General features: G+C 68.8%; 10 protein-coding genes. 7 read left to right on the forward strand and 3 right to left on the reverse strand.

Features of this window, described 5'->3' with window-relative positions; all coding sequences use genetic code 11:
* Window positions 1-16: 16 nt before the first annotated feature.
* From dnaX to QZ294_RS02935, 3 genes are all read right to left on the reverse strand, one after another.
* A complete protein-coding gene (dnaX, locus tag QZ294_RS02925) occupies window positions 17-1,810 on the reverse strand; it encodes a DNA polymerase III subunit gamma/tau (protein WP_297046544.1) in 1,794 nt (597 codons plus the stop codon).
* A 29-nt stretch (window positions 1,811-1,839) separates the two neighbouring features.
* Window positions 1,840-2,760, reverse strand: coding sequence for a branched-chain amino acid transaminase (locus QZ294_RS02930; RefSeq protein WP_297046547.1), 921 nt, complete (start codon window positions 2,758-2,760; stop codon window positions 1,840-1,842).
* Window positions 2,761-2,837: 77 nt separating this feature from the next.
* Entirely contained in the window at window positions 2,838-3,350 is a 513-nt protein-coding gene (locus QZ294_RS02935; protein WP_297046549.1) for a Cd(II)/Pb(II)-responsive transcriptional regulator, read from the reverse strand.
* A gap of 180 nt (window positions 3,351-3,530) precedes the next feature.
* Here QZ294_RS02935 and QZ294_RS02940 point away from each other — a divergent pair, with 180 nt between their 5' ends.
* The 7 genes from QZ294_RS02940 to QZ294_RS02970 all read left to right on the forward strand — a co-directional run bounded on the left by QZ294_RS02940 (window position 3,531) and on the right by QZ294_RS02970 (window position 14,117).
* Window positions 3,531-3,941: a CGGC domain-containing protein gene (locus QZ294_RS02940; RefSeq protein WP_297046552.1), complete on the forward strand. Its 411-nt coding sequence runs from the start codon at window positions 3,531-3,533 to the stop codon at window positions 3,939-3,941.
* Window positions 3,941-5,176, forward strand: a complete 1,236-nt coding sequence (locus QZ294_RS02945; RefSeq protein ID WP_297046555.1) for an adenosine deaminase — start codon at window positions 3,941-3,943, stop codon at window positions 5,174-5,176. The genes QZ294_RS02940 and QZ294_RS02945 overlap by 1 nt, the downstream gene beginning before the upstream one ends.
* Complete coding sequence (locus QZ294_RS02950) at window positions 5,173-7,245, forward strand: molecular chaperone (protein WP_297046558.1); 2,073 nt, start codon at window positions 5,173-5,175, stop codon at window positions 7,243-7,245. Before QZ294_RS02945 ends, QZ294_RS02950 begins: the two co-directional genes overlap by 4 nt.
* 30 nt (window positions 7,246-7,275) lie before the next feature.
* Window positions 7,276-9,054 carry a hydantoinase/oxoprolinase family protein gene (locus QZ294_RS02955; protein ID WP_297046561.1) on the forward strand — a complete coding sequence of 593 codons (1,779 nt, stop codon included), beginning with the start codon at window positions 7,276-7,278 and terminating at the stop codon, window positions 9,052-9,054.
* Window positions 9,055-9,170: 116 nt separating this feature from the next.
* Entirely contained in the window at window positions 9,171-9,662 is a 492-nt protein-coding gene (locus tag QZ294_RS02960; RefSeq protein WP_297046564.1) for a tRNA (cytidine(34)-2'-O)-methyltransferase, read from the forward strand.
* Entirely contained in the window at window positions 9,659-10,714 is a 1,056-nt protein-coding gene (locus tag QZ294_RS02965) for a CobD/CbiB family cobalamin biosynthesis protein (protein ID WP_297046568.1), read from the forward strand. Before QZ294_RS02960 ends, QZ294_RS02965 begins: the two co-directional genes overlap by 4 nt.
* Before the next feature lie 262 nt (window positions 10,715-10,976).
* Entirely contained in the window at window positions 10,977-14,117 is a 3,141-nt protein-coding gene (locus tag QZ294_RS02970) for an efflux RND transporter permease subunit (protein WP_297046571.1), read from the forward strand.
* Window positions 14,118-14,145: the final 28 nt, after the last annotated feature.

The following is a 14,145-nucleotide window of genomic DNA, read 5'->3' on the forward strand; positions in this document are numbered from 1 at the left end:
CGGGGGCGCGTTGCTGTTAGGGGTTGCCGCCGCGCTCCGAACAATGGGCGAGCGAGGCGCCCAGAAGCTCGAAACAGGGCTGAAGTTCGGGGCGGCGGGAAAATTCGGCCATGAGCTCGTTCTGACTGCGGCGCGGCCGGGGGGCCACGATGTCCAGCGCGGGCGCCCTGCCGCCGCAATAGGCCGCCAGCGCGGCTTCCAGCGCGGCGCGATGCTTTTCCAGCTGATGCACCAGCTCGCGTGCGGGCGCGTGCAGGCGCAGGCCTTCGGGCCGCCACTCCACTTCCAGACCGCGCAAGGCGTGCAGGGGGGGCGCCTGGCGCCCCGCCTCGTGTTCGGCGGCGCAGAACGCGCAAAACGAGGCCCAGTCCGGCGGGGAGCTGCGCGGAGAGGCGTCCGGTTCCTGACGGGCAGCCGGTTTTGCGCCGGCGTCCGTCGCCGGCGAGGGAAGTTCCGGCGAGGGAAGCTCCGGTTCCGGCGCGGGCGGCGCGGGACGCGCTTCCCCGCACGCGTCGCCCAACGCGGGCGCGGCGTCCGCCCCGGCGTGTCGCGCCGGTCTCTCCGCGCTCCGTGCCGGTGGCTCATGACGCGGCGACCCCTCGCGGTCGGGTCCGGCCGTGACGGCGGGCGCCGCTTCCGGCATCGGTCCGGCAGGGGCGGAGTCCGCGCGGGGAGCGCCCGGCGGCGTGAGGGCATCCAGGCGTTCCACCGGCAGGAGCCGGGGCAAAAGGGCCAGATTCAGGAGCAAAAGCTCAAGCGCTGCCGCCGGTTCCGGGCTTTGGGTGATGCCGCGCTGGGCGTCGAGCGTCATCTGCCAGGCGGCATGGAGGTGGGGCGGCGAGAAGCGCGCCGCCATGTCCCTGAGCCACGCCGCTTCGTCGTCCGGCAGGGCAAGGGAGGGCAGGACAGCGCCGCCCGTCTGGCGGAGCAGGAAGAGATTGCGCCAGTGGCCGGCCAGTTCGCGGATGAAGAAGCCGATGTCCACGCCCCGCTGGAGCAGGTCGCGGGTGGTCGTCGCGGCTTCCGCGCAGTCCTGGGCGGAAAGCGCCACAAGGAGCCGGGTGAACAGCTCCTGCCCGGCAAGGCCGAGCACCTGCCGCGTGGTTTCCGCATCCAGGCGCGCGCCGCCCAGGGCCAGCGTCTGGTCGAGGAGGGACATGGCATCGCGCACGCTCCCGGCGGCGCGCCGGGCGATGAGGCGCACGGCCGCGTCCTCGTAGTCCCTGCCCTCGGCGCGCAGCGTCCGCACGAGATGCGCCGCCAGGGCATCCTCGCTCAGATGCCGGAAGACAAAATGCTGGCAGCGGCTGACAATGGTGACGGGGAACTTGTGCGCCTCGGTGGTGGCGAAGATGAAGACCACGCGTTCCGGCGGTTCCTCCAGCGTCTTGAGCAGGGCGTTGAAGGCGCTGCGCGAGAGCATGTGGGCCTCATCGACGATGAAGACCTTGTAGCGGCCGTCCATGGGCGCGTAGCCGATATGCTCCCTGAGGGCGCGGGCGTCCTCCACGCTGTTGTTGGAGGCGCCGTCGATCTCGGTCACGTCCACATGGGCGCCGGCGGCGATCTTGCGGCACTGGGCGCACTCGTTGCACGGTTCGGCGGCGGGGGCGTGCTCGCAGTTGAGCGCCTTGGCGAAGATGCGGGCAATGGTCGTCTTGCCGACGCCGCGCGTCCCGCTCAGGAGATAGGCCGGGGCCGGGCTGTCGCGTTCCGCGGCGCGCGACAGCGCGGCCACGACCATTTCCTGGCCGGCCACCTGGGCGAAGGTCTGCGGACGGTAGCGCGCCGCAAGCGAGAGGTGCTTCATGCCAATCCGCGCCGGGCAGCCCGGCCTGCTCAGAACGTGTAGTGCGTCAGCCAGTCGGCGTATTTCGGATTTTCGCCCTTGGCGATGGCGAAAAATTCCTTCTGGAGGCGTTTGGTCACGGGTCCCGCATGCCCGGCGCCGATCTGGCGGTGATCCACCTCGCGGATGGGCGTAAGCTCGGCGGCCGTGCCGGTGAAGAACGCCTCGTCCGCGGTGTACAGCTCGTCACGGGTGAACTGCTGCTCCTCCACCGCATAGCCGAGGTCGCGGGCCAGCGTGATGATGGAATTGCGCGTGATGCCGCCCAGGATGGAAGTGAGCGGCGTGGTCTTGATGATGCCCTCGCGGACGATGAAGATGTTCTCGCCCGTGGCTTCGGAGACAAAGCCGTTGGTGTCGAGCATGACGGCCTCGTCGTAGCCGTCTTCCTTGGCCTCGATCTTGGCGAGGATGGAGTTGATGTAGTTGCCCGCGGCCTTGGCCTTGGACATGCTCGTGTTCACATGGCTGCGGGCGAAGCTGCTCGTCTTGATGGAGATGCCCTTCTCAAGGGCCTCGGCGCCGAGGTAGGCGCCCCACGGCCAGACGGCGATGATGGTCTGGACGGGATTGTTGCCGGGGTAAACGCCCATTTCGCCATAGCCCACGAAGGAGAGCGGGCGGATATATCCGGCGGGGAGCTTGTTGGCGACCAGGGTCTCCAGGCAGGCGGCGGCGAGTTCGTCGGCGCTGTAGGGGAGGGCCATGCGAAGGATCTTGGCGGAATTGAGCATGCGCCGGCAGTGGTCGCCCAGGCGGAAGACCGCCGAGGTGCCGTCAGCGCAGGCATAGGCGCGGATGCCTTCGAAAATGGCGCTTCCGTAATGCAGGGAGTGGGTGAGCACATGGACCTGGGCCTGATCCCAGGGAACCAGCTTGCCGTCGAACCAGATGAATTGCGTTGTCTGCATGGGTATCCTCGCGCAGGGCACATTTGGCGCGTGCGGTTGGCGGACGAAAGTCCGCGCGGCCGCGCAAGGGATGAAATCTACTTAAAAGCGCCGGGCTTGGCAAGCGGGGCGTCAGCGCCGGACGCGGGCGGGCCGCCGGTTTCGGGAATGCCCGCGCGGCAGCGCAGGTCTTCGCAGTACGGGCAGGAGTCGGCGGCGCTCAGGCTGGCGAGGATGCCGCACCCCTCACCACATCCCGGTCCATGGGACGAGGCCGCGCGCAGGGCCACCAGTTCCGCCTTGAGGTGCTGGAGGGCCGAGATCTGGGCTTCCACATTGGCGATATGCTCGTCCACCAGACGGTGCACCCAGGCGCAGTCGCGCGTGGGCCGGTCGCGGAAGGCGAGGAGTTCGCGGACCTCCGCAAGCTTCATGCCGTGGCGGCGGCAGTGCATGACAAAGCGCAGGCGTTCGAGATCCGCCTCGCCGTACAGGCGGTAGTTGCCTTCGCTGCGTTCGGGGGGGACCAGCAGGCCTTCCTTTTCATAAAAGCGGATGGTCACCACCGGGCAGCCTGCCAGCTTCGCCAGGGCGCCGATCTTCATTTTCATGCCGTCTCCCGGGAGGGTCGCCTGTTCGTGATCAGCGGGAAGGTGGGCATTCCCGCGGCAAAAGTCAATGTTTCGGATGTGCGGCGACCGCCGCGTGGCTTGCAAGGGGGGCGTGGCCGTGCGAGAATGGCGGCGGATACCCTGTGCGGCCGACGCGCCGCGGGGTCCGAAGGAGAAGCCATGAAGATCGGCCTTGTGCGTTGCATGCAGACCGAGGAACTTTGCCCCGCCTCGCGCTGTCTTGAATATATGCGGACGAAAAAGGACGCCTTTGCCGGGGTGGAAGGCGAGATCGTCCTCGTTGGCGTGACCACCTGCGGCGGCTGCCCCGGCAAGAAGGCCGGCGCGCGCGCCGCCATGATGGTGCGCCGGGGCGCGGAAGCCATTGCCCTTGCCTCCTGCATCACCAGGGGGACGCCCATTGACTACGCCTGTCCCTTTGCGGGCAAGCTCGCAAAGGTGGTCAGGGCGGCCGTGGGCGAAAATGTGCCCGTTTTTGACTATACCCACGAACCGGCGCGGAAAAAGGACGCCCCCGCTGCGGTCGGGGACGGCGCGCGCGGCTGCGCCCTGCGCGAAGGGGACGCCTGATGCCGGCGCCGGCGCCGCACGGCGGCCTGGAAGGAAACGGCGTTTCCCCCTCCACGCGCCCTCCGGCTGCCGACCCGGCTGCCGGCCTTGACGCCGCCGCGGACCGCCTCGCGGACGAGACTGCGGACGCCATTGCCGCCGCGCCCGGAGACTATGCGGCGCACGGGCGTCTGCTCCATGATCTCAAGCTCGCCGTCGTCGAGCTGGCGGCCGCGGCATCTCCCCGTGAAGGGGACGGCGACAGCATGGAAGGGACGGCGCCTGCGGGCCTGCCGGTCTCCGGGGACCCTGCGGCCATGCCCCCCGCGCCGGACGTCGCCGGGGGCGCCGCCCATGCCGACATGGTCTGGGACCTGGCGCGGGCGCTGCCCGATTTCAGCACCGAGGCCCTGTACCAGAAGCGCTCCTCCCTGGCGGCCATGGCGGGCATGGCGCTGTTCGGCTGGTTTCTCGGCGGCCTCGCGTCCACGGTGCTCGGGTGGTTCGGGCTTGGCGGCGACATCCTGCGCGCTTTCGGCGTGTGGGCCATGTTCTGGCTTTCGGAATATCTTTCGGCCAATCCCAAGGCCCGGCACGGGCTGCTTGCCGTGCTCGGCCTCGGGGCGCTGGGCCGCTTCGCCGTGTCCGCCATGTCGGGCATGCTGCGTATCGGTTCCTGGGGGAGCCTGCGTCAGGCCATTTTCGGCGCGGGCAGGCTGCCCAATATCTTCAAGGCCGGCTGGCTCCTGTTCGGCGCGTTTTTTGTGCTCGTCTTTCTTTCCAAAAAGGTCACGGCGCTGGATATGACCGCTTTTCGCCATTCCCTGCGGGAACAGGTGGAAGGAAGGCTGGCTCTCGCGTCCTTCGTGCTCGGCGAGGTGGAACGCCGCGACGCGGCCCTGGCCGAGCTGCGGGACCGGCTGGACGAGGTCGCGGAAGGGGACGATCCGCGCCGCAACGGCGATGCCCTCGCCAGGGACCTGCTGGGCATGCTCGACGGCCTGGATGCCGATGCGCGCCGTTTCCTGCTCCAGCGTCTTTCGGCGGCGGGCTACGCGCCGGAACGCGCGGATGAGGACTGGCTGGTCTGGGAGCCGGAAACGCATGCCGCGCTCTATGATGCCGTAGGGCTTGTGCGACCGGGCGAGCGCTGCCGTATCCTGCGGCGCGCCATGCATACGCCGCGGGGTGTGGTCAGGGGGCTTGTGCAGCGGGCGCCCTCGGCCGCGTCCGCTCCGGAAGGAGGGCGCCCATGAGCGGCACCGCACCGCCGGCCGGGCGGGAAGGTTCCGGCGCCGGAAACATTCTGGGCATGGACCTCGGCACGAGCAATACCTATCTCTTCTCCTGCCGGGCGGACAGCGCGTCCCGGCCTGAAGCGGTGGTGGTGCCCGGCGTGAGCGACGCCGCGGGCAGCATTGCCACGGCCGTGCTGTATGAGGACGGCAGGCCCATCCTCATCGGGAACATGGCGGAAAGCGAACAGTACGCCAATGCGCTGCCCGGGCGTGTGCTCCGCAGCCAGTTCAAGCCGGAGATCGCCCATGGCGACGCCGAGGCCATGCTCTGGATGACGGATTTCCTGCGCCTGCTCGGCGAAGCGCTGCCGGAGGGCGCGCCCCGGCCGGGCACGCGTCTTTATGTGGGCATTCCGTCGCTCACGCGGGAGGACTTCAGCCTCAACCTTGGCCGCTGCTTTGCCGATGCCGGCTGGCCCGCGCCCGTTTTTGTGCGCGAGTCCGACGCGGCGCTCATTTCCTGTCTCCAGTCCGGGGCGCTGGATATCGACGATCTTGAACGGCGCGCCGTCATTCTCGATTTCGGCGGCGGCACCTGCGACGTTACGGTGCTCGACGGCGTGGATGCGCTTGCCAACGGCGGCGACCCGCTCTACGGCGGCCGCCTGTTCGACGATCTCGTCTTTCAGGTTTTTTGCCGCCGCGCTCCGGAGCTGGCGCCGGGGCTTGCCGGTTCGGCCTATGCCTATTTTTTCCACTGGATGGAATGCAAGACCGAGAAGGAACGCTTTTCAACGGCCATGAGCCACGGGCTGTCGCCTTCCGCGCCGGAAGCGCCGGGAGTGCCGGGAGCGCCGGGAGCGCCGGGAGCGCCCGAAGGCGTGAGCCTGCATGCGGTGTGGTACGATGCGGCGGGCGCGCGCCGCGATGCCTGGGTGCATGACTACACGCGCGAGGAGTTTATCCGCGATGCGGAAAACTATGCGGCCTCGCCGGAAATGCTCGCCATGCTCCGGCAGTATCAGGGCCGCGGCGGCCTGAGCCGCTCCGCGCGTGACCTGCTGGAGGGGCGCAGCATCGGCCTGATCTCGTGGCTGCGCGAGTTGCTCGGCACTCTGGACGGCCGCCGGGAGGTGGGGCGCGTCCTGCTCACCGGCGGCAGCAGCCGCTGGTTCTTTGTGCGCGACATGGTGCGGGAGCTGTTCCCCGCCGCCGCCTGCGCCATGAGCAGGCGCACCTATGAGGATATCGCCTACGGGCTGGCGCTGTACCCCGTGCTGGCGGCCTCGCGCGCGCGCGTCGAACGGCTGCTGCAGGAAAAACTCGGCGCCTTTGCGGCCGAGGCCGCCTCGGCCGCGCGCGCCCTGGTGGAAAAGAGCGGCCGCGCGCTGGCGCATCGCTGCACGGAACGCATCGTGGCGCGTGACATCATGCCCGCCCTGGAGGCCGCGCAGGGCGCGGGCACCACCGTGGCCGCCCTGGAGGCGGCCTTTGAGCGCAATATCCGTGAAGACGCGGCGCTGCTGGACATCGTGCGGGAAAAAAGCGCCGCCCTGCACGCGGAATTGCAGCGCGAACTTTCCCGGCGTTTCCGGGCATGGCTGCGGGAGAACGGCGTGCTGCTCGTGCCGCGCTTCGAAGTCCCCGCCCAGGCCATCAGCGCGGACTTTTTCAAGGGGGTGAGCGTACGGCTTTCGCGTCTGGATTCGCTCAACATCATGCGTTTTACCCTGACAGCCGTGCTGCCGTTGCTGGCCGGCACCGCCGCCGCCGGCGCGCTGGCCCATACCGGGGAACCTGTCTCCACCGTGCTGGGCGGCGGAATGGCCTTTGGCGGCGCGTGGCTGCTTGGCAGGGCCGCGCCCGGTTTTCTGGAAAAACGGAAACTGCCGGGCTTTCTCCTCAATGAAAGCAACCGCCGCAAGATCGTGGAAAAAAATTCGGCCTATATCGAAAAAGCGCTGAACGAGGCCTTCGCCGAAGTTCAGGCGGATATCGCCGACGGCATGGAGCGGCGGCTCAGGCATGCGCTGGAGTCCATGCTCGGCCGTCTGGGTGTGCTCAACCAGGTGCGTTGTCACCACTGAATCCTTGCGCGGGAAGAGGCGGGGAACGTCATGAACGGACAGATCGTCCTCGGTATCGACGCCGGGGGAACGCATACGGATGCGGCGCTGCTGGCGTTGCCGGAGCAGGGGGCCGCCTTTCCGGCGGCCAGGCTGCTGGCCTCGGCCAAGGTGCCCACACGGCATGAGGATCTGCCGGGCACCGTGCGCGCGGTCCTGGCGGCCCTTGGGCGGGCGGCGGCAGCGGCGGGGCTGGACGGCCCGGCCCTGCTCGCGCGTGTGGAGCGCGCCACCCTGGGCACCACGCTGGCCGTCAATGCTCTGGTGCAGGACCGGGCGGACACGGTGGGGCTTGCGCTGTCCGCCGGGCCGGGGCTGGACCCCGCGCATTTCGCCCTGGGCCGCCATGTGTGCATCGTGCCCGGCGGCCTTGACCACCGGGGCGTGGAGGTGACGCCGCTTTCAACGGAGGCGCTGGCCCGCGAGGCGGCGGCCTGGCCGGCGCGGGGCGTCGCGGCGGTGGCCTGCGTGGGCAAGTTTTCCCCGCGCAATCCGGAACAGGAGCGCCGCATGGGGGAGGCTGCGGCCGCCGCTTCCGGACTGCCCGTGACGCTGGGGCACAGTCTTTCCGGGCGCCTCAACTTTCCCCGGCGCATCGCCACGGCCTATTACAACGCCGCCGTCGCCCGGCTCCAGGGCGAGTTCCTCGATGCGGTGGAGGCCGCGCTGGCCGATGCCGGCGTGACCGCGCCGGCGCGCCTGCTCAAGGCGGATGGGGGCGCGGCGCCGCTGGCCTTCTCGCGGCGCGAACCCGTGCAGTCCATCCTGTCCGGGCCGGCGGCGAGCGTCATGGGCGTCATGGCCCTCTGGCCCGAGGCCGCGCGGGGCTGTTCCCTGCTGCTGGACATGGGCGGCACCACGACGGATATGGCCGTGTTCCACGAGGGATCGCCCGTGGTGGACAGGGATGGCATGCGCCTGCTCGGACGGCGGACCCTCGTGCGTTCCCTGGCGTCGGTTTCCATCGGCGTGGGCGGAGACTCCCTGCTGCGGGCGGAGGGAACGGCCGACGGCGCCCTGACTGTCCATGTGGGTCCTGAGCGCGAAGGGCCGGCCCTTGCGTTTGGCGGCGCGCGGCCGACCCTGCTGGATGCGCTCAATGTGCTCTCCCTCGCGGACGGGACCAGCGGCGATGCGGCCGCTTCCCGCGCCGGTATGGCGGCGCTGGCCGAAGAGGTCGGCCTTGGGCCGGAGCACGGGCCGGACGGCATTCGGCAACTGGCGCGCCAGGCTGTGGCCGACGCCTGCGCTCAGGTGGCGCGGGCGGCGCGGACTCTTGTGGAGGGCATCAATGCCCGCCCCATCTACACGCTTGCGGCGCTCAGGGCCATACGGGAGGCGCGCCCGCAGCGGGTCTGTCTGGTGGGCGGCCCGGCCCGGTGCGTGCGGGAGCATCTGGAGACGGCGCTGGGGCTGCCCGTGAGCATCCCGGCGCATTTCGAGGTGGCAAACGCCATCGGCGCGGCGCTGGCCGTGCCCACGGCTGTGCTGGAAGCCTATGCGGATACGGGACGCGGCATTCTGAATGTCCCGTCGCTGGACCACAGCGAACGCGTGGGCAGGGACCTGACGCTGGAGCGGGCGGCGGCGCGCACCCGGGAACTTCTTGAAGCGCGTCTTGTCGACGAGGGCGTGGACGATGCGGATGTGGAAGTGGTGGAGGCGGACCTGTTCGCCACGCTGGACGACGGGGGGCGCGGCTCGCGCGACATCCGCGTGACCTGCCAGGTGCGGCCCGGCATTGCCGCGCGGCTGGCTGCCGGGGAGTGAGTCGCGGTTTTTCGAGCGCGGAACGATGGAGCGCCCGGCGGCAGGTAGCGAAAGGATGCCGCGTTGTCGGTCACATGCCGTGTCGGCACCGGTCTGCCCCGTTCGGGAGGAAATGCGTGCGTGTCGTGCTGTTTGAGCCGGAGATCCCGCCCAATACCGGCAATGTGGCCCGGCTCTGCGCGGGCTTCGGCGTGGAGCTGCACCTTGTGGGCAGGCTCGGCTTTTCTCTGGAAGACCGCTATCTCAGGCGCGCCGGGTTGGACTACTGGCCGCATGTGCGTCTGCATGTCTGGCGGGACTGGGCGGCGTTTGCGGCCCGCGCCGGGCGCAGCGCCGCCGAGCGCTGGGTCCTGACGACCGCGAAGCGCCGGGCCGCGCCGCTTCAGGATTTCGCCTTCCGGCCCGAGGATGCCCTCGTTTTCGGCCCGGAAACGCGCGGCCTGCCCGAGGAGCTTTTCGCCGCGTCGCCGTGGCGGGTACGCATCCCCGTGCGTTCCATGGAGGAAGGCGGCGTACGCAGCCTCAATCTTTCCACCGCCGCGGGCATTGTCCTTTTTGCGGCCCTCACGTCCAGCGGATGCATCGGGCCGGGGGACACGCGGCCATGAACGGCCTTGCGGCACTGGGGGCCGCGCCCCACTGGCTCGTCCTGCCCTGGTCCGTATGGGATGCCTGGTGGCTTGCGCCCGCGGCCCTGGCCCTGGACCTGCTCCTCGGCGATCCGCGTCTGCCCTGGCCGCATCCCGTCTGTCTGCTGGGGAGGTGCCTTGCCCGGCTGGAGGCTCCGGTGCGCCGTTTCGGCGGCAGCGGCGCGGGCGCGCCCCCGCGTCTGAAACTGGCGGGCGCCTGCGCGCTTGCCCTGCTGTGCGCGGGCACGGGGGCGGTGGTCCTGCTTCTGATTTCGCTGCCGGTGGCGGGGGGCGCGTTTGCCCTGTATCTTGCCTGGTCCGGCCTCGCCATGGGCTGTCTGGCGCGTACCGGGCGTGAGGTATTGCGGGCGGTGGAGGGCGCGCCGCTCCCCGAGGCCCGCGCGGCCCTGTCCCGGCTGGTCAGCCGCGAGGTGAGCGCCATGGACAGGCCGACCCTGCGCAAGACCCTTGCCGACACGCTTTCGGAAAATTTTACGGATGCCTTCTTCGCGCCCTGGTTCTGGCTTCTGGCGGCGGGACCCGTGGGCCTGTGGGTTTACAAGGCCGTGAGCACGGGCGATTCCATGTGGGGCTATCTCAACGAGCGCTGGCGCTGGCCCGGATGGGCCGCCGCGCGCGCCGACGACATGCTGGCCCTGGTGCCCGCGCGGCTTTCCGTCCTGGCTTTGTGGCTGACAGACGCCCTCGCGCGCCTGCGCCCCGCGGCGCGTCCGTGGGACGGGCGCTGGCCCGGGTTCCGCGCGGTGGCGGGGCAGGCGCGGGGCATGCCAAGCCCCAATTCCGGCTGGTCCATGACGGCCTGCGCGTGGCTGTGCGGCTGCCGCATGGCCGGGCCGTCCGTATATTTCGGCACGCGTGTGGACAAGCCGTGGCTTGGGCCGCCCGGGGCGGAGTCCGCGCCCTGGGATGCGCGCCGTCTCGCCGCCCTGCTGGAGCTGGAGCGGCAGGCGGCGGTGTGCGGCGGCCTTGCGCTCTGGCTCGTTTGTCTCGGCATGCGCGCGTTCTTCTGACGCGGCGCCGGCTTGCGGTCGCCCGCGTTCCCGTGCTAGAGCGTTTACGCGATTTCATTGCGAAAACGCTCTGGCGGATGCGGGAGCAGACGCCCGCGCCGTAATACGGCGGAAAACCACGCTTTTCCGCAGAAATGACGGCAGCGGAAGCTGAGGAAAATATCTGTCTTGCAGATATTTTCCTCAGCAAAATGCTCTATGGGGAAGCGACGCATCCCGTTGAACTCCAGGCCCGCCGCTGAGACCGCAGCAAGAGTCCAGGATGGAGCAGAACACGCACAGCGCGAATATCGCGGCCATCTTCATCCGCCGCCCGGTGGCGACGGTGCTCATCATGCTCGGCATGCTCTTTTTCGGCATCACCGGCTATCGTTCCCTGCCGGTCAACCAGCTGCCCAATGTGGACTTTCCCACCATTTCCGTGCTGGCCGACCTGCCCGGGGCGGACCCGGAGACCATGGCCGCCTCGGTGGCAACGCCGCTGGAAAAGGAATTTTTCACCATTGCGGGCATTGATTCCATTTCGTCGGTCAATGCCACGGGCCGCACGCGCATCACCATCCAGTTCGCCCTTGACCGGGATATCGATGCCGCCGCGCTGGATGTGCAGTCGGCCATCGGCCTGGCGCAGCGGCGCCTGCCGTCGAGCATGACCACGCCGCCGAGCTTCCGCAAGGTGAATCCCGCTGACCTGCCCATCATGTATCTCTGCGTGTCCTCGCCCACGCTGCCGCTCTATCAGCTCAACGAATATGCGGACACGCTCATCGGCCAGCGCCTTTCCATGGTGGAGGGCGTGGCCCAGGTGGTCATTTACGGACAGAAGAAATACGCGGTGCGCGTTCAGCTTGACCCGGACGCGCTCGCCACGCGTGGCCTGGGCATCGACGAGGTGGCGGACGCCGTGGCCGCCGCCAATTCCATGCTTCCCACAGGCACGCTCGAGGGGGCGCAGCGCAGCCGGGCCATCAAGTCTTCCGGGCAGCTTTTTGACGCCCGCGCCTTTGAGGACACTGTGGTGGCCTACCGCAACGGCGCGCCCGTGCGCCTGCGCGAGCTGGGCACCGTGGTGGACAGCGTCCAGCAGGACAAGCAGCTCTCGTGGAGCAACGGCGGCATGCCGAGCATCACCCTGGCTGTGGAGCGCCAGCCCGGGGCCAATACCGTGGAGGTGGTGGACACCATCCGCAAGCTCCTGCCGGGTCTGGTGCGCCAGTTGCCGCCCTCGGTGAAGCTGGACATCTTTTACGACCGGTCGGAGTCCATCCGCGAGTCCGTGGCGGACGTGAAGTTCACCCTGGTGCTCACGGTCTTTCTTGTGGTGCTGGTCATCTTTCTCTTTCTTCGCAACCTGCCGGCGACCATCATCCCGTCGCTGGCGCTGCCCATGTCGGTCATTTCCACCTTCGCGGTCATGGCGGTCATGGGCTACAGCCTGGACAACCTCTCGCTCATGGCCCTGACCCTGGCCGTGGGCTTTGTGGTGGACGACGCCATCGTCATGCTCGAAAACATCGTGCGCCACCAGGAGATGGGCAAGACGCCGCTCCAGGCGGCCTACGACGGCTCCGCGGAGATCGGCTTCACCATCGTTTCCATGACCATTTCGCTGGCCGCCGTCTTTATCCCCGTGCTTTTCATGGGCGGCATCGTGGGGCGGCTGTTCCGGGAGTTCGCCGTGGTCATCATCGCGGCCATCCTTTGCTCCGGGGTGGTCTCGCTCACGCTCACGCCCATGCTCTGCGCGTATTTCCTCAAGGCAGGCGTCGCGCACAGGCCGGGGCACGAGGGGCTGTACGGCAGGCTTGAACGCATGTTCGACGCCCTGGCGCGCGGCTATGCGCGCTCGCTGGACTTTGTGCTGCGCCACCGGCTTGCCGCGCTCTGGGCGTCCTTCGCGCTGCTGGGGCTTACGGTCTGGCTGGCGGTCATCGTGCCCAAGGGGTTTCTCCCGGCGGAAGACATGGGCTTTCTTGTGGCAAGCACCGAGGCCGAGCAGGGGATTTCCTTCCAGGGCATGGTTGAGGCCCAGCACACGCTTGATGCCCAGCTGGAGAACGATCCCGACGTGGCCCGCTACAATTCGGTGGTCGGCATCGTTGGCTCAAGCCAGAGCATGAATGCGGGCAACCTGCTCATGCACCTCCGGCCGCACGGCGAACGCCCGCACATCAATGACGTGGCCCAGCGCCTGCGACGCGAACTCAATGCCTCGCCGGCGCTGCGGGTCTTCGTGCGCGTGCCCCCGGCCATCAATATCGGCGGCCGCGCGGCCAAGGCGCTCTATCAGTACACCATGTTCGGGCCTGACATGGAGGCGCTGTACGCCAGCGCGCAAAAGGTGGAGGACGCCCTGCGCGCGCTCCCCCAATTGCAGGACGTGAACAGCGACCTGCAACTGAAAAATCCCGAATTGCGCGTGCGTATCGACCGCAACCGCGCGGCGGCCCTGGGCGTGAGTCCCCACCAGATCGAGCTGGCCCTGCAATCGGCCTACGGTTCGCGCGAGATCTCCACCATCTATGCGCCCAGCAACGATTACAAGGTCTATGTCGAGCTGGAGAAGCGCTTCCAGCAGGACGATTCCGCGCTTTCACGCCTCTATGTGCGGGCGGCGGACGGCACCCTCGTGCCCCTGAGCACGCTCGCCACGCTGGAGCCGGGCGTGGGACCCATCGCCGTCAACCACAACGGGCAGTTCCCGGCTGTGACCATTTCGTTCAACCTCAGGCCGGGCGTGGCCCTGAGCGAGGGCGTGGCGGCTGTCAGCGCGGCCGCGGCGCCGCTGTTGCCGGACTCCGTGACTGCCGAGTTTCAGGGCACGGCCCAGGCCTTCCAAAGCTCCCTTGAAGGCATGGGCTGGCTGCTTTTTCTCGCCATTGTGGTCATCTACCTGGTGCTCGGCATCCTCTATGAAAGTTTCATCCATCCGCTGACCATCCTCTCCGGGCTGCCGGCGGCGGGCTTTGGCGCGCTCTTCACGCTCTGGCTCTTTGGTATGGAGCTTAATCTGTATGGTTTCGTGGGCGTCATCATGCTCCTCGGCATTGTCAAGAAAAACGCCATCATGATGCTCGATTTCGCCCTGGAGGCGCAGCGGCGCGACCCCACGGTGACGCCGCTGGCCGCCATCACCGAGGGCTGCCATGTGCGCTTCAGGCCCATCATGATGACCACCATGGCCGCCCTCATGGGCGCGCTGCCCATCGCCATCGGCATCGGCGCCGGGGCGGACGCGCGGCGCCCGCTGGGCATGGCCGTGGTGGGCGGCCTCTGCTTCTCGCAGGTGGTGACGCTCTACATCACGCCGGTCTATTATTACTATATGGAACGGCTTTCGCGCCGCATGCTCCGTTCCGGCCGGAAGACGCGCAAGGACGGGAGCCTCGCGGACGCGCGTTGACAGCACGGCGCACCCGGCCTACCCTTGC

It is taken from the genome of uncultured Desulfovibrio sp., assembly GCF_910584445.1.
Taxonomy (GTDB): Bacteria; Desulfobacterota; Desulfovibrionia; order Desulfovibrionales; family Desulfovibrionaceae; genus Desulfovibrio.

What these genes read in the sequence shown, in the direction of transcription:
- QZ294_RS02945 (WP_297046555.1), top strand. Translation starts at nt 3,941, where the DNA reads ATGCCGGCGCCGGCGCCGCACGGCGGCCTGGAAGGAAACGGCGTTTCC.
- QZ294_RS02950 (WP_297046558.1), top strand. Translation starts at nt 5,173, where the DNA reads ATGAGCGGCACCGCACCGCCGGCCGGGCGGGAAGGTTCCGGCGCCGGA.
- QZ294_RS02970 (WP_297046571.1), top strand. Translation starts at nt 10,977, where the DNA reads ATGGAGCAGAACACGCACAGCGCGAATATCGCGGCCATCTTCATCCGC.
- QZ294_RS02940 (WP_297046552.1), top strand. Translation starts at nt 3,531, where the DNA reads ATGAAGATCGGCCTTGTGCGTTGCATGCAGACCGAGGAACTTTGCCCC.
- dnaX (WP_297046544.1), bottom strand. Translation starts at nt 1,810, where the DNA reads ATGAAGCACCTCTCGCTTGCGGCGCGCTACCGTCCGCAGACCTTCGCC.
- QZ294_RS02965 (WP_297046568.1), top strand. Translation starts at nt 9,659, where the DNA reads ATGAACGGCCTTGCGGCACTGGGGGCCGCGCCCCACTGGCTCGTCCTG.
- QZ294_RS02935 (WP_297046549.1), bottom strand. Translation starts at nt 3,350, where the DNA reads ATGAAAATGAAGATCGGCGCCCTGGCGAAGCTGGCAGGCTGCCCGGTG.
- QZ294_RS02930 (WP_297046547.1), bottom strand. Translation starts at nt 2,760, where the DNA reads ATGCAGACAACGCAATTCATCTGGTTCGACGGCAAGCTGGTTCCCTGG.
- QZ294_RS02955 (WP_297046561.1), top strand. Translation starts at nt 7,276, where the DNA reads ATGAACGGACAGATCGTCCTCGGTATCGACGCCGGGGGAACGCATACG.